Origin of the sequence: Empedobacter sp. UBA7611 (assembly GCF_002484365.1) — a bacterium.
Taxonomy (GTDB): domain Bacteria; phylum Bacteroidota; class Bacteroidia; order Flavobacteriales; family Weeksellaceae; genus Empedobacter; species Empedobacter falsenii_B.
The window spans coordinates 18,071-33,445 of sequence record NZ_DLJR01000031.1 but is presented as its reverse complement, the minus strand read 5'-3'; the positions used below and the strand labels follow the sequence as shown (position 1 = coordinate 33,445).

The window sequence follows — 15,375 nt, the reverse complement described above, 5'->3', positions numbered from 1 at the left end:
ATTTTAGTGAATGATTGAGAAATGATGAAAGTAATTTTAAAATCAAACATAAAAAACATCATCATGAGAAAAATTATTTTAGCACTTTTTATAGTTGTTTCTATCGTAAGTTGTAATGAATACAAAGGTTCAGAAAGTAATGCAGAATTGGCTGCTGATGCGAAAGAAGAAGTTGCGGTTTCTAATGCTGCAAATTTAGAAGTAGAAGGGAAGGTTTTTAAATCGAATGCGTTGATCGAAATGAAAGTAAAAGATGCGATGAAAGATGCGGTTCAAATCGAAGAAAATGCGATTTCGTTGAATGGATTTGTTTTGAATAGTGAAATGATTAATCAAATTTTAGATTCGGATATAGTTGAATTATCTGAAGAAAGCGTTAAGAAAATAGACAAAATTCAACGTTCTTATTTGATTGAATTGAAAGTTCCGTCAAATAAATTGCGCGAACATGTCAAATTTGCAGTAGAAAAAGGAATTATTATCGATTATATTTTGATTAATAATGAAGAAATGACCTTTGAGAAATATGAAAATGAGTTGAAAAATGAAAACAATAAAGCAGTTAAAATTTCGCAACAAATCGAAAATAAAGTCAACAAAGCGTTGAAAAATGATGCGACTTCTTATGCGACTATTGCGTATCAATTATCAGAAGAACCACGAGTTGTAACGAATATTTTACCACAAACCGATCTGAAAGCGTATAGAGAAATCAAGTTAAGATATGAGTTAAAACAAAGTTGGAAAGATGGAATGTATTATTTCAAATCAATTTTGATTGTTTTCTGTCAATTTCTGCCAACTATTCTTTCGGTATTGTTTTTGTTTTTTAGTATCAAGTATGTTGTGAAAGTAGTGAAGAATAGAGAAACGAAACAAAAAATATAAGTAAATCTCTATTTGTCAAATGAATAAGAAAAAACTGATAATATTTAGGTTTTTGTATTGATTAGAAGTAAAAAAATACTATTTTTGCAATAGAAGCTAGAATAATTGAAATTCTCAGGAGATGGAAAAAATGGTAAAATTTAATGAACTTGAAAACAAAGTTTTAAGTGTTTTAGGCCAACTTGGGAATTATAAAGATATATTGAAGGGCGCTGAAAACTCGATACAAGAATTGGAAAAATTGCAAAATGAAATCAATTCTCTAAAAGAAGAAAATGCCCGATTGAAAAATAAATTGAGAGATTCGCAAGCGAATAACTTAAATTTAAATGAGGAAGTAAAACGATTAAAAGTCGTTAATGCAATGAGCGGAAATCAGGAGTACAAACAAATGATGAAGCAAAGAATGAACAAATTAATAAAAGAAGTCGATACGTGCATCGCTCAAATTAAAACTAATAATTAATAAAAGAATGTCAACTCAACGAATTGAGATAAAAATTGCTTCACGTCATTACCCAATGACGATTAATTCTGACGAGGAAGAAATGTTACTTTCTTGTGCAGAAGAAATAAATGGTATTTTGAAACAATTTGAACAAAAGTACGCTGTTTCTGACAAACAAGACGCGCTTGCAATGGTGACAATTCAGTTAGCTTTACGTGAAGCAAAGCTGAAAAAGCAAGTGAAAGATAACGAAGAAATGACAACAGAGCGCATTTCGAAGTTATTAGAATTGATTGATCAGTCAATCGCAAAATAAGAGAAGTTCTGACAGTTGTGAAACTGTCCACTAAACAATATTCCTACATTAGTTCTAGCTATTTTGGTTAACTCAACACTAGTTTTGTTACCGAGTGAACACCGTTCGGAAAGCGGGCCGCAACCTTTTAGGTTCATTTATTTGACAGCGGATACTTGACTGACGGACTAACTCAAATCCTGTTTACAGGAGTTAACTCAAAACATACTTTACTAATGTAGGTTTTTTTATATATAAACATTACATAATCTATGGACCCAATTATGACAATAATTATTGCAATTGTTACATTAATCATAGGTGCAGCGGTGGGATATTTCTTATCAAAAAAATCAGTTGATAAACAGAATCAAGAACTGATTGACGAAGCAACTCGCAAAGCACAAAATTTGATTAATGATGCTGAGAAAGATGGTGAAGCCATTAAAAAAGAGAAAATTTTTCAAGCCAAAGAAAAATTTTTAGAATTAAAATCTAAACACGAAGAAGTTGTTAATCAACGTGAAAGAAAAGTAGCTGATGCTGAGCTTAAAGTAAAAGAACGTGAAGAGAGAATCAAAACGGACTTAGCAGAAATTCAGAAACAAAAAGATCAGATTAAATCTGAGAAAGGAAATATACAAGCACGTACAGAGAAGCTTAACATTAAGCAAAAAGAAGTGGATACGATGCACAAAAAACAAGTAGAAATCCTTGAGAAAATTTCAAACTATTCTGCTGATGAAGCACGTGCTGAATTGATTGAAGTCTTGAAAGACGAAGCAAGAACGAAAGCACAAGCTCATATCCAAGAAATTATGGAAGAGGCTGAATTGGATGCGAAAAATGAAGCGCGTAAAATTGTGATTTCTTCTATTCAACGAATCGGAACAGAGCAAGCGATAGAGAATGCAGTTTCTGTGTTTAACATTGAATCTGATGAAATCAAAGGACGTATCATTGGTCGTGAAGGACGTAATATTCGTGCAATAGAAGCTGCTACAGGAGTTGAAGTGATTGTTGATGATACGCCAGAAGCGATTATTCTTTCATGTTTTGATCCTGTTCGTCGTGAAATTGCTCGTTTATCTTTGCACCGTTTAGTAACGGATGGGCGTATTCACCCAGCACGTATTGAGGAAGTTGTGGCAAAAACAACAAAACAAATTGAGGATGAAATTATCGAAGTTGGTAAGAAAACAATTTTAGATTTGGGAATTCACGGTTTACACAAAGATTTGGTTCGTATTGTTGGACGAATGAAATATCGTTCTTCTTATGGTCAAAACCTGTTACAACACTCTCGCGAGGTGGCAAATTTGGCAGGAACCTTGGCTGCAGAATTAGGGTTAAATCCTAAGTTAGCGAAACGTGCAGGTTTATTACACGATATTGGTAAAGTTCCGGAGCAAGAATCTGAATTGCCTCACGCAATTTTGGGGATGCAATGGGCAGAGAAATATGGAGAACATCCAGACGTAATTAATGCAATTGGAGCTCACCACGATGAAATAGAGATGACTTCTTTAATTTCGCCACTTATACAAGTTGCCGATGCAATTTCTGGTGCTCGTCCAGGGGCTCGTCGTCAAGTTGTGGAATCGTATATGCAACGTCTGAAAGATTTAGAAGCTACGGCTCTTAACTTTGATGGTGTAGAAAAAGCATACGCGATTCAAGCTGGTCGTGAGTTGCGTGTGATTGTAGAAAGTGATAAAGTTGATGACACAAAAGCAGCTGAATTATCGTTCTTAATTTCGGATAAAATTCAAAACGAAATGACTTATCCAGGTCAAGTTCGTGTAACTGTAATTCGTGAAACACGTGCAGTAAATATTGCAAGATAAAATTTAGAATTTAATCATATTCTTTAGGCAAGTCTACAACAAGGCTTGCCTATTTTTTTTTGTTAAATTATAGAAAATTAATCCAAGTTATAGTTGTTATTTTGATAAAAATTATTAAATTATAACGAATAAAAATTCAAAAATAATTAATTAATAATCAAATAATTAACAACTTGTTGATAACCTTTTTAATTTTTAAGATTACAAAATTTTTAATTGTAAAATCTTATCTTAATTTTGAAAGAATCGATGAGTAATTGAAACGAAAATGTAACCCTATTGAGGTTCAAATTTCTAAATAAAATAAAAGAACCAACTTCATTTATTTTGATGAAAGAATTCGTTTTTACCAAAGTTTATTAATCTAAAAAGTCCAAAAAACTATGTCTATTTTTGATAAAAGGGTAAATTATAAACCATTTGAATATCCTGAAATTTTAACCTTTACAGAAGCAATCCAAAAAGCATATTGGGTACACGGAGAAGTAGATTTTACTTCAGATATCCAAGACTATCATGCCAATTTAGATGATGCGAAACGCGAAATTCACAAACGTTCTATTTTATCAATTGCGCAAGTAGAGGTAACGGTAAAAGGATTCTGGGGAGATTTGTATCATTATTTTCCAAAGCCAGAATTGAATGGATTAGGTGCTACTTTTGCAGAATGTGAGTTTAGACATAGTGAAGCGTATTCGCGTATTTTGGAGGTAAATGGTTATTTAGATGAGTTTAATGTAGCCTTACAAAATCCAATTTTCAAAAGTTATAATACGTTTGTTGGAGAAATTATGCGTGACGAGAACAAATCAATTGTAGAGAAATTATTGTTCTTTGCATTGGTAATCGAAGATAGTTCGTTATTCTCGAAATTTGCAAATATTTTGGCATTTACACGTTTTGATGGTTTAATGAAAAATACAGCAAACATCATTGCTTGGACATCTACAGATGAGCAAATTCACGCAAATGCTGGGATTTATTTGATTAATAAAATTCGTGAAGAAGGTTTATTACCAGAGGAATTAGATCAAAATTGGGTAGAAACTGCTGTTCGTGGTTATATTGACCAAGAAGAAATGATGTTAGATTGGATTTTCGAGAAAGGAGAATTTGGTTATTACTCAAAAGCAGATTTATTAAACTATATGAAATACCGTATTGATGAAGCAATTGCTAAAATTGGATACAAAAAAATATTTCATATTTCCCAAGAACAGTATAAACCGATGGCTTGGTTTGAGGAAGAAGTTTTTGCGAGTAGTTTAGACGATTTTTTCGCAAAAAGACCAGTAGATTATACTAAACATGACAAAAGTATTTCGGCAGACGATTTATTTTAAACCGCCGAAACTTTTTATCAAAAACACAACTATAAATAAAATTATTTAACAATATCACATCATTATAAATTCTAAAGCTATGGACAATCCAATACCACACGACGACATTCAAAATATATTTTTTGACGGTGAAGCACCAAAATTATGGTGGAAAAACTCTGAATCTGAACAAATTTTGAATAGAGGTTATTTATTGAAAGGGGAAACAGTTGAAGGAGCTATAGATCGTATCACAGCTGCGGCTGCAAAACGTTTATACAAACCAGAATTGCAAGAATCTTTCAAAGAAATGATAGAAAGAGGTTGGATGAGTTTATCATCTCCAATTTGGGCAAATATGGGAACAGAGCGTGGTTTACCAATTTCTTGTTTCAATGTTCATATTCCAGATAGTATTGAAGGAATTACGCATAAATTAGGAGAAGTTATTATGCAAACTAAAATCGGTGGTGGTACTTCTGGTTATTTTGGTGAATTGCGTGAGCGTGGAGCGGCGATTACAGATAACGGAAAAAGTAGTGGAGCTGTTTCGTTTATGGAATTGTTCAATTCTGCGATGAATGTGGTTTCTCAAGGTTCTACACGTCGTGGAGCTTTTGCGGCTTATTTGGATATTGACCATGATGATATCGAAGAATTCTTGAAAATTAAATCGATAGGAAGTTCAATTCAGAATTTATTTTATGGTGTTTGTGTACCAGATTATTGGATGCAAGAAATGATTGATGGAGATGCGGATAAACGTCAAATTTGGGCGAAAGTTTTAGAGTCTCGTCAAGAAAAAGGATTACCATATTTATTCTTTACAGATAACGTAAATAAAAATAAACCACAGGTTTACAAAGATTTAGGAATGTCAATTAATGCTTCTAATCTTTGTTCAGAAATTATGTTGCCTTCATCTGCTGATGAATCATTTATTTGTTGTTTATCTTCTATGAACTTAGAGTTATACGATGAATGGAAAGATACTGAGGCAGTACGTTTAGCAATTTTCTTTTTAGATGCAGTTTTACAAGAATTCATCGAAAAAACAGAAGGAAATCATTATTTAGCATCAGCTAATCGTTTTGCAAAACGTCACCGTGCTTTAGGTTTAGGTGTATTAGGGTGGCACTCTTATTTACAACGCAACATGATACCTTTCGAAGGAATGGAAGCGAAATTACGTACAACAGAAATTTTCAAGCATATTCAATCTAAAGCAGATAAAGCTTCGGAAGAATTAGCTCGTATTTATGGTGAACCAGAGGTTTTAAAAGGCTACGGACGTCGTAATACAACAACTTGTGCAATTGCACCAACTACGTCTTCTTCTGCGATTTTAGGACAAACTTCTCCAGGAATTGAGCCGTTTGCTTCAAATTATTACAAAGCAGGTTTATCGAAAGGAAACTTTATGCGTAAGAATAAATATTTGACTAAATTATTACAAGAAAAAGGAATCGATAACGAAGATATTTGGCGCGAAATCATGTTGAATGGTGGCTCTGTGCAACATTTAGAACAATTGACAAAAGAGGAAAAAGATGTGTTCAAAACATTCAAAGAAATTTCTCAATTAGAAATTGTTCAACAAGCAGCGATTCGTCAAAAATATGTAGATCAANNTACAAATAGAAAATCCGCTCATTGAGCGGATTTTTAGATTTTATGAATTTTTTAGATTTAGTTATTATTGAACAAAAATTTACTGATTTAAAGTCGTTGAAAAGAACGGCTTTATTAATTAATATTATTGGATGCATTTTCGGTTTGAGTACATTAGTTTTTCAGTTTTTTAATGAAATTTTAATTTATTTATCTTTTGTTTATCCTATTTTTTGCATCATTTTAGTTAGATATTATCGAGGTTTGATCTCAATTGAGCCTGAAATTAGACCAAATCTTCCAACAATTTCTATAGGTTTTATGTTATCTTGTTTTGGATTAATCATTAGAACCGCTATGGATTACAATGTCTTAGATTATAAAAATGTATGGGTTCCTTCGAGTGTTATAGCGTTATTAATCTTAATAATCTATTATTTTAATCAATTTAAAATATTGATTTACAACAAGAAAAATTTTGTTTATAATGTTTTTATCATAATATTAATTGAAGTATTTTCTATTTATTCTGTTATATTCATTAATTGTAAGTATGATCAATCTACTCCTCAAATTTATGAAACTCAGATTTTGAAAAAAATTAAGAAAAATAGTAAAGGAGGTAGTAGTTATTATTTAATAATTGAAGATTGGAACAATACATTTATAGAAAAAGAGATAAAAGTAGATTATAAAAAGTATTACTCAAGTTTTGAAGGAGAAAAGCTTAAAGTAGCAGAAAGACGAGGAAGATTTGATATACCTTGGTCTTATTTTATAGAGTAATTAGTAAGCTATTTTAATAAAGTTATTGATTTATCAATAAAAATAGTGCATTTTACTTTTGTTTTTCCATTTAGCTTAACTTTCATATAATCAAGTGTAAATTATTCTAACCAAGATAAGACTCTATTTTATCAGATTATTAACTGTTAATCCAATCATCAAATGATCAGTATGAGATGCTTTAAGACTTTGTAACATGTAACCAGCTTCTAAACTAAAAGTAGGCGAAATAACGTAACCAAAGCTTAAACCAAGTCGATTTCTATCAAACGTTTTATCTTTTACAGCTTGTAGAAAAATCTCATCATACGCTTTCAAATACCACGTGTTTTCGATTAATTTGGCATTATTTAGAGGAATAGTTGCAGTCAATTGATAACGAAATCTAAATTGTGTATCATTTTCTAAAAAGCGTTCTTCGACACGAAAGCGATGGGCAAAATTAAAACGTTGTAAAGTATGTTTTGTATTGAATTGTTGATACAAACGATGCTCGTGACTATGTGCATAATCATCGGTAGAAGTAGGTGTTCTGTTCTGAATGTAGGCGTAACCAGCTAACACTGTATTGTTATTTTCGGTTAAGTTGTAACCAATTCCTCCACGAATCAAAAGTTGTTGTAACTGATCTAAATCTTCGTACGAACGATATTGTATATCCGACTGAAAATTAAAATCTTTATTGATTTTTTGATTGATATTTAAGGTATTCCAAGTTCTAAAATTACTTTCTTGTGCTTGCACACCGAAGTTGGCTAAAACAATAAAACAGGCTAATATTTTCTTCATTCATTCAATTTTAACGAAAATAAAAAAAGACACGAAAACGAATCGTGTCTTTTGTCAGTATATGTTAAATTTATTTTGTTACCTTTTTCACTTTTGGTAAAATATCTTTTCCAAAAATTTCGATAGATTTCATCATATCCAAATGATTTGGCGCTCCAACATCCATGTGAGCAGAAAAACGAGTTAAACCAAACATTTCCTGATATTTCAAAATACGATCAACCGCCAAAGAAGCGTCTCCAACAATCAAATGTCCATTTGTAGAACGTCCATAATCAAATTGTTGTTTTGTATATTTTGGCCAACCTCTACTTGCTCCAATTCTATTCATTTGTGCGCCATAAATTGGAAAATATCCTTCAGCAACTTTTTCGCTATCCTCTCCAAAAAAAGAATGCATATGAACACCAATTTGCATTTTATTTACGTCATGCCCATTTTCGATATAAACTTGTTTATAAATTTCGAACAGATAGTTAAAATCAGCAGGATTGCCTCCAATAATCGCGAAAATAATAGGTAAACCTAATGTTGCAGCACGTACAATTGATGATTTTGTTCCGCCAACAGCAATCCAAATAGGTAGTTTTTCTTGCACAGGTTTTGGATAAACACTTTGATTAATAATTGGCATTCTAAAATTTCCGCGCCAATTGATTACTTCGTTTTTATTTAAATCTAAAAGTAAACGAAGTTTTTCATCAAAAAGAGCATCGTAATCGTTTAAATCATAACCGAAAAGAGGAAAAGATTCGATGAATGAACCGCGTCCAGCCATAATTTCAGCACGACCATTCGATAAATTGTCAACACTAGCAAAATCTTGATACAACTTTACGGGATCTGTAGAACTGATGACAGAAACGGCACTTCCCAACTTAATATTTTTTGTAACTGTAGACAAAGCAGCCAAAATAATTTCTGGAGAAGAAACTGCGTAATCAGGACGATGATGTTCTCCAATTCCAAAGAAATCTAATCCAATTTCGTCCATTAATTTTACTTCTTCTATAATCTCACTCATACGTTGTTGAGGAGTTTGTGTATAACCAGTTTTAGGATCAATATGTAGATCGCCAAACATTCCTATTCCTAATTCCATACTATTTTAGATTTAGTCAAATTTACGTATAGAATTTTAGATTTAAATTGATATAGGATAGTTAATAAAAGATCAAATTTGTATATTTAATGTTATATATTCTGTTATGGAAGAATTTTTAGCGAAATCGATTCAAAATGAATTGATTTTAATTTGTATATCGATTATAATTGGCGTTTTGATCGGTACGGAAAGAGAATATCGCAACAAATCTGCCGGTTTACGAACATTCATTTTAGTTAGTTTTGGTTCCTGTTTGTTTACAATTCTTTCGATCCGAATTGGAGTAGGAAATCCTGATCGATTGGCTGCAAATATCATTACGGGAATTGGATTTTTAGGAGCCGGAGTAATTTTTAAGGACGATAATAAAGTTGCAGGGATTACGACCGCAACTACTATTTGGGCGACTGCATCGTTGGGAATGTGTATTGGCGCGGGTTATGTCTATTTAGGTTTATTGGGAAGTGTTATCGTTTTGATTATTTTGGTTGGATTAACTTATCTTCAAAATTATATTGATGATTACCATAAAATTAAAAATTATACAATTCTGACAAAGTCGAAAGAGGAATATGAATATTGCCAAACATTATTTAAAAAATTTGATTTAAAATTTTCGGTTGCTAAGCAACATACTACAGATGGAAATGTCTCTACAACTTGGTTAGAGGTAAAAGTAAACAACATAAAATGTTAATGAAACAATTATTAGATGATAAAATTATAAAAACCTATCAATTTTAATTAGAATGAAAAACCTAACAGATGACAAAAATATTTGGTTAGATGAACCAGAAGATCACGATTTTCCTGCTGCGCAAGATTATTTGGAATTAATTTTTAAACCTGAAATAGCAGTTTCGCTTGCAAATAAATTATCGGAAGCCGAGACAATTATCAAGAAATCCAAAGACATTTTCAGAGCGAGTAAATTGAGTTTACTTCCTTTGGANNTTGGTGCGATCTGCAAACGAATTAATCATTGCAGATGGTTATCATCGCTTGTGTTGTAGTTATTATTTGACGGAAGATTTGGACGTTCCTTGTCGATTGATTTATGTCGAATAAAAAAAGTGAAATCAAACCTTGATTTCACTTTTTTATTATCTAAATTCTATCCGTGTATTGCTTCTTTATTTCCGTAAGATTGAATCAAATTTCCTTCAAAATCCAACCATTCTTTCCAACGTTTGTCCACATCAACATCAGTGGAAAGTTTTCGAGCAAAATTTAAGAAAGTAGTATAATGATTTGCTTCCGAAACCATCAAATCATAGTAAAATTTTGCTAATTCTTCGTCATTAATATTTTGTGATAATGTTCTGAAACGTTCACAACTTCTAGCTTCAATCATCGCTGCGAATAATAAACGATCCACAAAAGCCATATTACGAGAACCATCTTTTTTACAAAATTTCATCAACTGACCAACGTAATCATCTTTACGCTCGCGACCTAATTTGTATCCACGACGCTCGATAATTTCTACAACCATTTTGAAATGTTGCATTTCTTCGATGGCAATATCTGACATTTCTTGAATAAATTCGTCATGTTCAGAATTATACGCAATCATTGTAATCGCATTTGTTGCCGCTTTTTGCTCACACCACGCATGGTCTGTTAAAATTTCTTCTAAATTTCTTTCCGCAATATCAGCCCAACGTGGGTCTGTCAAAAGTTTTAATCCAAGCATTTTTCGAAAAATATTAAGTCCAAATTTACGAAATTATATTGTTTAAAGATTGAATGTGAAAAATCGTTTTCTAAATGGTTTTCTTTTCAATCATTTCTAACATCACATCCGAAGCATGTTTGAAAGTTGGTGCTTGTTCCGTCAAACTTGCTGCATTTTTTTTGTTCACTTTAAAAATCAAATCTTTTTCAGTTGTAAATAATAAAGCATTTGTAAATGGATTTTTGATGTAAGAACTCAAAATTAAAAAAGTCTGTTCAACACTATGAAATTGCTCAACTTCTTCGGTTTTATAACGAAATGTGAAGGCAAAATTGTACTCATTATTTTCTAAAAGATGTAAACGAACAAATATATTTTTAAGATCAGTATCTCCAATAGTTTTGGCCATTGTCAATTTTGCAAAAGTTCCTTCTTTGATACTTGATTTTACTTGCTCGAAAAATTCTTCAAAAACAGTTTGATAAGACATTTTATATAATTTTAGCTACAAATTTACATTAAAATAAGCCAATTGGGCGCATAATATTTAATCTTCCGATTAACAAACAGAAAGCGTAATTTTGTGGGATGAAAAAACTTTTAATCATTGGTCAAGTTTGGCCAGAACCAACTTCTTCTGCGGCAGGAACTCGAATGATTCAATTAATTGATTGTTTCAAAAAAGCTGAATTTGAAATAACATTTGCGTGCGCTGCTTCAAAATCTGATTATAGTTTTGATTTGATTTCTAAAGGTGTAAAAGAAGTTGAAATTCAGTTAAATGATGATAGTTTTGATGATTTTGTAAGAGAATTAAATCCTGAAATTGTTCTTTTTGATCGTTTTATGATTGAAGAACAATATGGTTGGCGCGTTTCGAAAGAATGTCCAAATGCATTGAAAATTTTGGACACAGAAGATTTACATTTTCTACGAAATGCGCGACAAGAAGCAGCTAAAAAAGGAATAGAATTTACAGAAGATTTATTGTTTTCTGATTTAGCAAAACGAGAAATAGCTTCTATTTTACGCTGTGATTTATCGTTGATGATTTCAAAAAAGGAAATGGATATTCTTCAAAATCAATTTAAAATTGATGAAAAAATCTTGTATTATTTACCTTTTTTAGAAAATGAAATTACAAATGAAAAAATCAATTCTTGGAAAAATTTTGAAGAAAGAGAACATTTTATGTTTATCGGAAATTTTATTCATGAACCTAATTTTAATTGTGTTCAGACCTTAAAAAAAGAAATTTGGCCAATTTTGAGAAAGAAACTTCCGAAAGCTGAATTACATATTTATGGCGCTTATGCAACGCAAAAAGTTTTGCAATTGAATAATCCTTCCGAACGTTTTTTGATCAAAAGTAGAGCAGAAAATGCGCAAGAAACGATGTCAAATTACAAAATTTTGTTGGCTCCGATTAATTTTGGTGCAGGTGTAAAAGGAAAATTTGTTGATGCAATGCAAACTGGAACGCCTTCGGTTACGACTACGATTGGAGCAGAAGCAATGAAAGATGATTTTGATTGGAATGGTTTTGTAGAAGATGATTTTGAAGCGTTTGTGGAGAAAGCTATTTTGCTTTACAATAATGAGAAAGAGTGGGAAATTGCTCAACAAAATGGAATCAAAATTCTGAACGAAAATTACATTAAAACTAAATTTGAAGCTGACTTTTTAGAGAAAGTTAAATCGATTGAAGAAAATTTAATCCAACATCGAAATCTAAATTTTATTGGTCAAATTTTGCAACATCATCATCATCAAAGTACAAAATATATGTCACTTTGGATAGAACAAAAAAACAAAAACCTTTCGAAATAGGGTGGTTTTTGTTGATTATTCTACTTTGAAGCTATTTACAATTTTGACAAAATCGCTTTTCATTATTTCTTGATTTTCGAAACTGCAATATTGTAAAATCTGATAGACAAATTCTTTCGTTTCGATTACAGTTTGCAAGAAATAAATATGTCCAGATTCGGGATCATTTGTTTCAAATTCGGTATAAGCATAATTGAATCCCTGTTCGTAGGCAACATAAGGTTTTTTGATATAATTAAACCCTTTTTGTGTTTTATATGGCTCGATAGAATTTAGCGTATAATCAATCATATCCAAATTAGAATCTGCCAATTTTAATTCATCTTTGTGTTCAAAAATCACAAATCCATACGAATTCGGCTTTGGAGCAAGACTTTCAAACTGAATAGTTGCATAATCATTTAACCCAACTGTACGCTGAAAATCTTTCGGAATAGTTAACGCAAACGATTCAGCTCCATGTATTTTCTGTTGAGCAAAAGCGGTAATACATGTAAAAAGAGTAGCGATGAATAACAATTTTTTCATTGGATGAATTTAGATGACGAATATAAAAAAAGCCTTGTTTATCACAAGGCTATAACGTTATTTTTTAAAATAAATTGTTTATTTCGTTGAACAAGAATTATTTCCTGATTGACAAGGCGAAGTTCCTTCTACAATTTTTACACCTTCAACTTCTTTTATTTTACCAAAACCTCCAGCAACGTCAATCAAATTTTCGTAACCACTAGCGCGTAAAATTGAAGTGAAAATCATCGAACGATATCCTCCTGCACAATGTACTAAATAGGTTTCCTCTGGATCGATTAATTTCATTGATTCGTTGATGAAATCTAATGGAGCTGTAATTGCACCTTCTACGTGAGAAGTTTCGTATTCACCTGGCTTACGAACGTCCAAAATTTTTAATTCAGTTTCATCAACTAACTCTACAAACTCTTCTGGAGAAACCGAAACAATTTCATCGAAATCTTTTTCAGCCTCAACCCAAGCTTGGAAACCATTGTTCAAAAATCCGATTACATTGTCGTATCCGACACGAGCCAAACGTGTTACCGCTTCCTCTTCTTCACCAATTTCTGCAATTAACAAAATTGGTTGTTTGATATCTGTAATTAATGTACCAACCCATGGTGCAAAATTTCCTCTAATTCCGATATTGATAGAATTTGGAATAAATCCTGCTGCGAAAGTTTGCGGATCGCGAACATCTAAAATTAAAGCATTTGTATCTTCCGCAACTTGAATAAATTCGTCTGGAGATAAAGCTTTGTTCGCACGTTCTTTCACAACATCCAAAGATTCGACACCTAATTTATTCATCATCACATTTTCTGGAAAATAGAATGGAGGAGGCATTAATCCTGAAGTTAATTCAGTAATAAATTCTTCTTTTGTCATAGTAGGATTCAAAGCATAATTCACTTCTTTTTGATGTCCTAACGAATCAAAAGTTTCTTTACTCATGTTTTTTCCACAAGCAGAACCCGCTCCATGTGCAGGATATACGATAATATCATTAGCCAAAGGCATAATTTTGTTTCGTAAAGAATCAAATAAATAACCAGCTAATTTTTCTTGTGTTAAATCTGTATTTAATTTTTGAGCTAAATCTGGACGACCAACATCATCAATAAATAAGGTATCTCCTGTAAAAATTGCATAATCTTTACCGTTTTCATCTTTCAATAAATACGTTGTACTTTCCATCGTGTGACCTGGCGTGTACAAAGCTGTAATAGTTATATTTCCTAAAGAAAAAACTTCGCCATCAGTTGCGATATGTGCATCAAAATTTGGTTCTGCAGTTGGACCATAAATAATTGTAGCACCAGTTTTTTGAGCTAAATCTACATGTCCAGAAACGAAGTCTGCATGAAAATGCGTTTCGAAAATGTATTTGATTTTTGCATTGTCTTTTGTCGCTTGATCGATATAAGATTGTGTTTCTCTCAATGGATCAATAATTGCAACTTCACCATTGCTTTCTATATAATAAGCACCTTGCGCAAGACATCCGGTGTAAATTTGTTCAATTTTCATAAGAATGATTTAGTGTGTAAAAATACAAATATTTAAATTTAGAATTTTCCTCTGATGGATGAATTCTGATACTTTTCTTCTATTTAAACTCAAATAAGATTGATAGTTAGCCTAAAATTTATGAATGAAATCATAGGTTATTTGGCAATCTTTTTTAGATTAATAAATAATTCAGTTTTTGCTCTTGGCGGAATAGAATTGTAACAATTTTCCATGACTTTGAAATCAAAATAATCGTTGAAATACGTCTGATATTCAGTTTTATTACCTCCAAAAGGTGGCGTGTCATTTCCGAATTCTCTGTTAAATAATACACCAACTAATTTTCCGTTTTCGGCTAATAGTTCATTCATTTTGATGCTATAATTTTGACGTAATTTTGGATCTAACGCACAAAAAAAAGTTTGCTCTAAAATCAAATCAAACTCACCATCTAACTCAAAAAAATCTTGATGAAGAACTTTGATATTGGGATTATGTTTAAATTTTTCTTTGATTTTTTCAACTACAATTTCCGAAATATCAATCAATGTAATATTTGTAAAACCTTGTTCCAAAAGGTATTCTGCTTCGTAAGCATTTCCACAACCAGGAATCAAAATACGGATATTTTTATCTTCTAATTGATCGATATACTCTTTTAGCGGAGTAGAAGGAGCTTTTAAATCCCAACCAGTTTGATTTGTGGTGTATTTATCGTTCCAAAAATTTTCGTTCAGTTCCATACTTT

15 protein-coding genes and 1 pseudogene are annotated in these 15,375 nt (G+C 31.6%); 9 read left to right on the top strand and 7 right to left on the bottom strand.

Annotated elements, in window-relative coordinates:
• Positions 1 to 63: 63 nt before the first annotated feature.
• The 7 genes and pseudogenes from B3R94_RS04275 to B3R94_RS04245 all read left to right on the top strand — a co-directional run bounded on the left by B3R94_RS04275 (position 64) and on the right by B3R94_RS04245 (position 7,197).
• Positions 64 to 888 carry a hypothetical protein gene (locus B3R94_RS04275; RefSeq protein WP_291098907.1) on the top strand — a complete coding sequence of 275 codons (825 nt, stop codon included), beginning with the start codon at positions 64 to 66 and terminating at the stop codon, positions 886 to 888.
• Positions 889 to 1,009: 121 nt separating this feature from the next.
• Positions 1,010 to 1,354, top strand: a complete 345-nt coding sequence (locus tag B3R94_RS04270; RefSeq protein ID WP_019975371.1) for a hypothetical protein — start codon at positions 1,010 to 1,012, stop codon at positions 1,352 to 1,354.
• A 7-nt stretch (positions 1,355 to 1,361) separates the two neighbouring features.
• Positions 1,362 to 1,652 (top strand): cell division protein ZapA, encoded by a 291-nt coding sequence (locus tag B3R94_RS04265; RefSeq protein WP_038335658.1) that lies wholly within the window; start codon positions 1,362 to 1,364, stop codon positions 1,650 to 1,652.
• 263 nt (positions 1,653 to 1,915) lie between these two features.
• Entirely contained in the window at positions 1,916 to 3,478 is a 1,563-nt protein-coding gene (gene rny, locus B3R94_RS04260) for a ribonuclease Y (protein ID WP_371875740.1), read from the top strand.
• A gap of 383 nt (positions 3,479 to 3,861) precedes the next feature.
• On the top strand, positions 3,862 to 4,821 hold the full coding sequence (locus tag B3R94_RS04255; protein WP_038335662.1) for a ribonucleotide-diphosphate reductase subunit beta: 960 nt from the start codon (positions 3,862 to 3,864) through the stop codon (positions 4,819 to 4,821).
• A 79-nt stretch (positions 4,822 to 4,900) separates the two neighbouring features.
• Positions 4,901 to 6,430: pseudogene (locus tag B3R94_RS04250) on the top strand (ribonucleoside-diphosphate reductase subunit alpha); the annotation flags it as partial.
• Positions 6,431 to 6,474: 44 nt separating this feature from the next.
• Positions 6,475 to 7,197 carry a hypothetical protein gene (locus B3R94_RS04245; RefSeq protein WP_280062991.1) on the top strand — a complete coding sequence of 241 codons (723 nt, stop codon included), beginning with the start codon at positions 6,475 to 6,477 and terminating at the stop codon, positions 7,195 to 7,197.
• A 123-nt stretch (positions 7,198 to 7,320) separates the two neighbouring features.
• Here the strand turns inward: B3R94_RS04245 and B3R94_RS04240 are convergent, their stop codons facing one another.
• Positions 7,321 to 7,986: a DUF2490 domain-containing protein gene (locus B3R94_RS04240; protein ID WP_125350203.1), complete on the bottom strand. Its 666-nt coding sequence runs from the start codon at positions 7,984 to 7,986 to the stop codon at positions 7,321 to 7,323.
• Between the two features lie 70 nt (positions 7,987 to 8,056).
• A complete protein-coding gene (locus tag B3R94_RS04235; RefSeq protein WP_125350202.1) occupies positions 8,057 to 9,088 on the bottom strand; it encodes an LLM class flavin-dependent oxidoreductase in 1,032 nt (343 codons plus the stop codon).
• Positions 9,089 to 9,194: 106 nt separating this feature from the next.
• Between B3R94_RS04235 and B3R94_RS04230 the strand changes: the two genes are divergently transcribed.
• Positions 9,195 to 9,788 (top strand): MgtC/SapB family protein, encoded by a 594-nt coding sequence (locus tag B3R94_RS04230; protein ID WP_291098904.1) that lies wholly within the window; start codon positions 9,195 to 9,197, stop codon positions 9,786 to 9,788.
• A gap of 417 nt (positions 9,789 to 10,205) precedes the next feature.
• Here B3R94_RS04230 and B3R94_RS04225 read toward each other — a convergent pair whose 3' ends face one another.
• Both B3R94_RS04225 and B3R94_RS04220 read right to left on the bottom strand, forming a co-directional pair.
• Complete coding sequence (locus B3R94_RS04225; RefSeq protein WP_115001228.1) at positions 10,206 to 10,787, bottom strand: tRNA-(ms[2]io[6]A)-hydroxylase; 582 nt, start codon at positions 10,785 to 10,787, stop codon at positions 10,206 to 10,208.
• A gap of 70 nt (positions 10,788 to 10,857) precedes the next feature.
• Complete coding sequence (locus B3R94_RS04220; protein ID WP_291098901.1) at positions 10,858 to 11,259, bottom strand: hypothetical protein; 402 nt, start codon at positions 11,257 to 11,259, stop codon at positions 10,858 to 10,860.
• A gap of 98 nt (positions 11,260 to 11,357) precedes the next feature.
• On the opposite strand from B3R94_RS04220, the gene B3R94_RS04215 reads away from it, so the two are divergent.
• Positions 11,358 to 12,599: a glycosyltransferase gene (locus B3R94_RS04215; RefSeq protein ID WP_291098898.1), complete on the top strand. Its 1,242-nt coding sequence runs from the start codon at positions 11,358 to 11,360 to the stop codon at positions 12,597 to 12,599.
• A gap of 15 nt (positions 12,600 to 12,614) precedes the next feature.
• Here B3R94_RS04215 and B3R94_RS04210 read toward each other — a convergent pair whose 3' ends face one another.
• From B3R94_RS04210 to B3R94_RS04200, 3 genes are all read right to left on the bottom strand, one after another.
• Positions 12,615 to 13,127, bottom strand: coding sequence for a hypothetical protein (locus B3R94_RS04210; protein ID WP_291073389.1), 513 nt, complete (start codon positions 13,125 to 13,127; stop codon positions 12,615 to 12,617).
• A gap of 78 nt (positions 13,128 to 13,205) precedes the next feature.
• Positions 13,206 to 14,645, bottom strand: a complete 1,440-nt coding sequence (locus B3R94_RS04205; protein WP_291098895.1) for an MBL fold metallo-hydrolase — start codon at positions 14,643 to 14,645, stop codon at positions 13,206 to 13,208.
• A 137-nt stretch (positions 14,646 to 14,782) separates the two neighbouring features.
• Positions 14,783 to 15,370 (bottom strand): methyltransferase domain-containing protein, encoded by a 588-nt coding sequence (locus B3R94_RS04200; RefSeq protein ID WP_291067146.1) that lies wholly within the window; start codon positions 15,368 to 15,370, stop codon positions 14,783 to 14,785.
• Positions 15,371 to 15,375 lie beyond the last annotated feature (5 nt).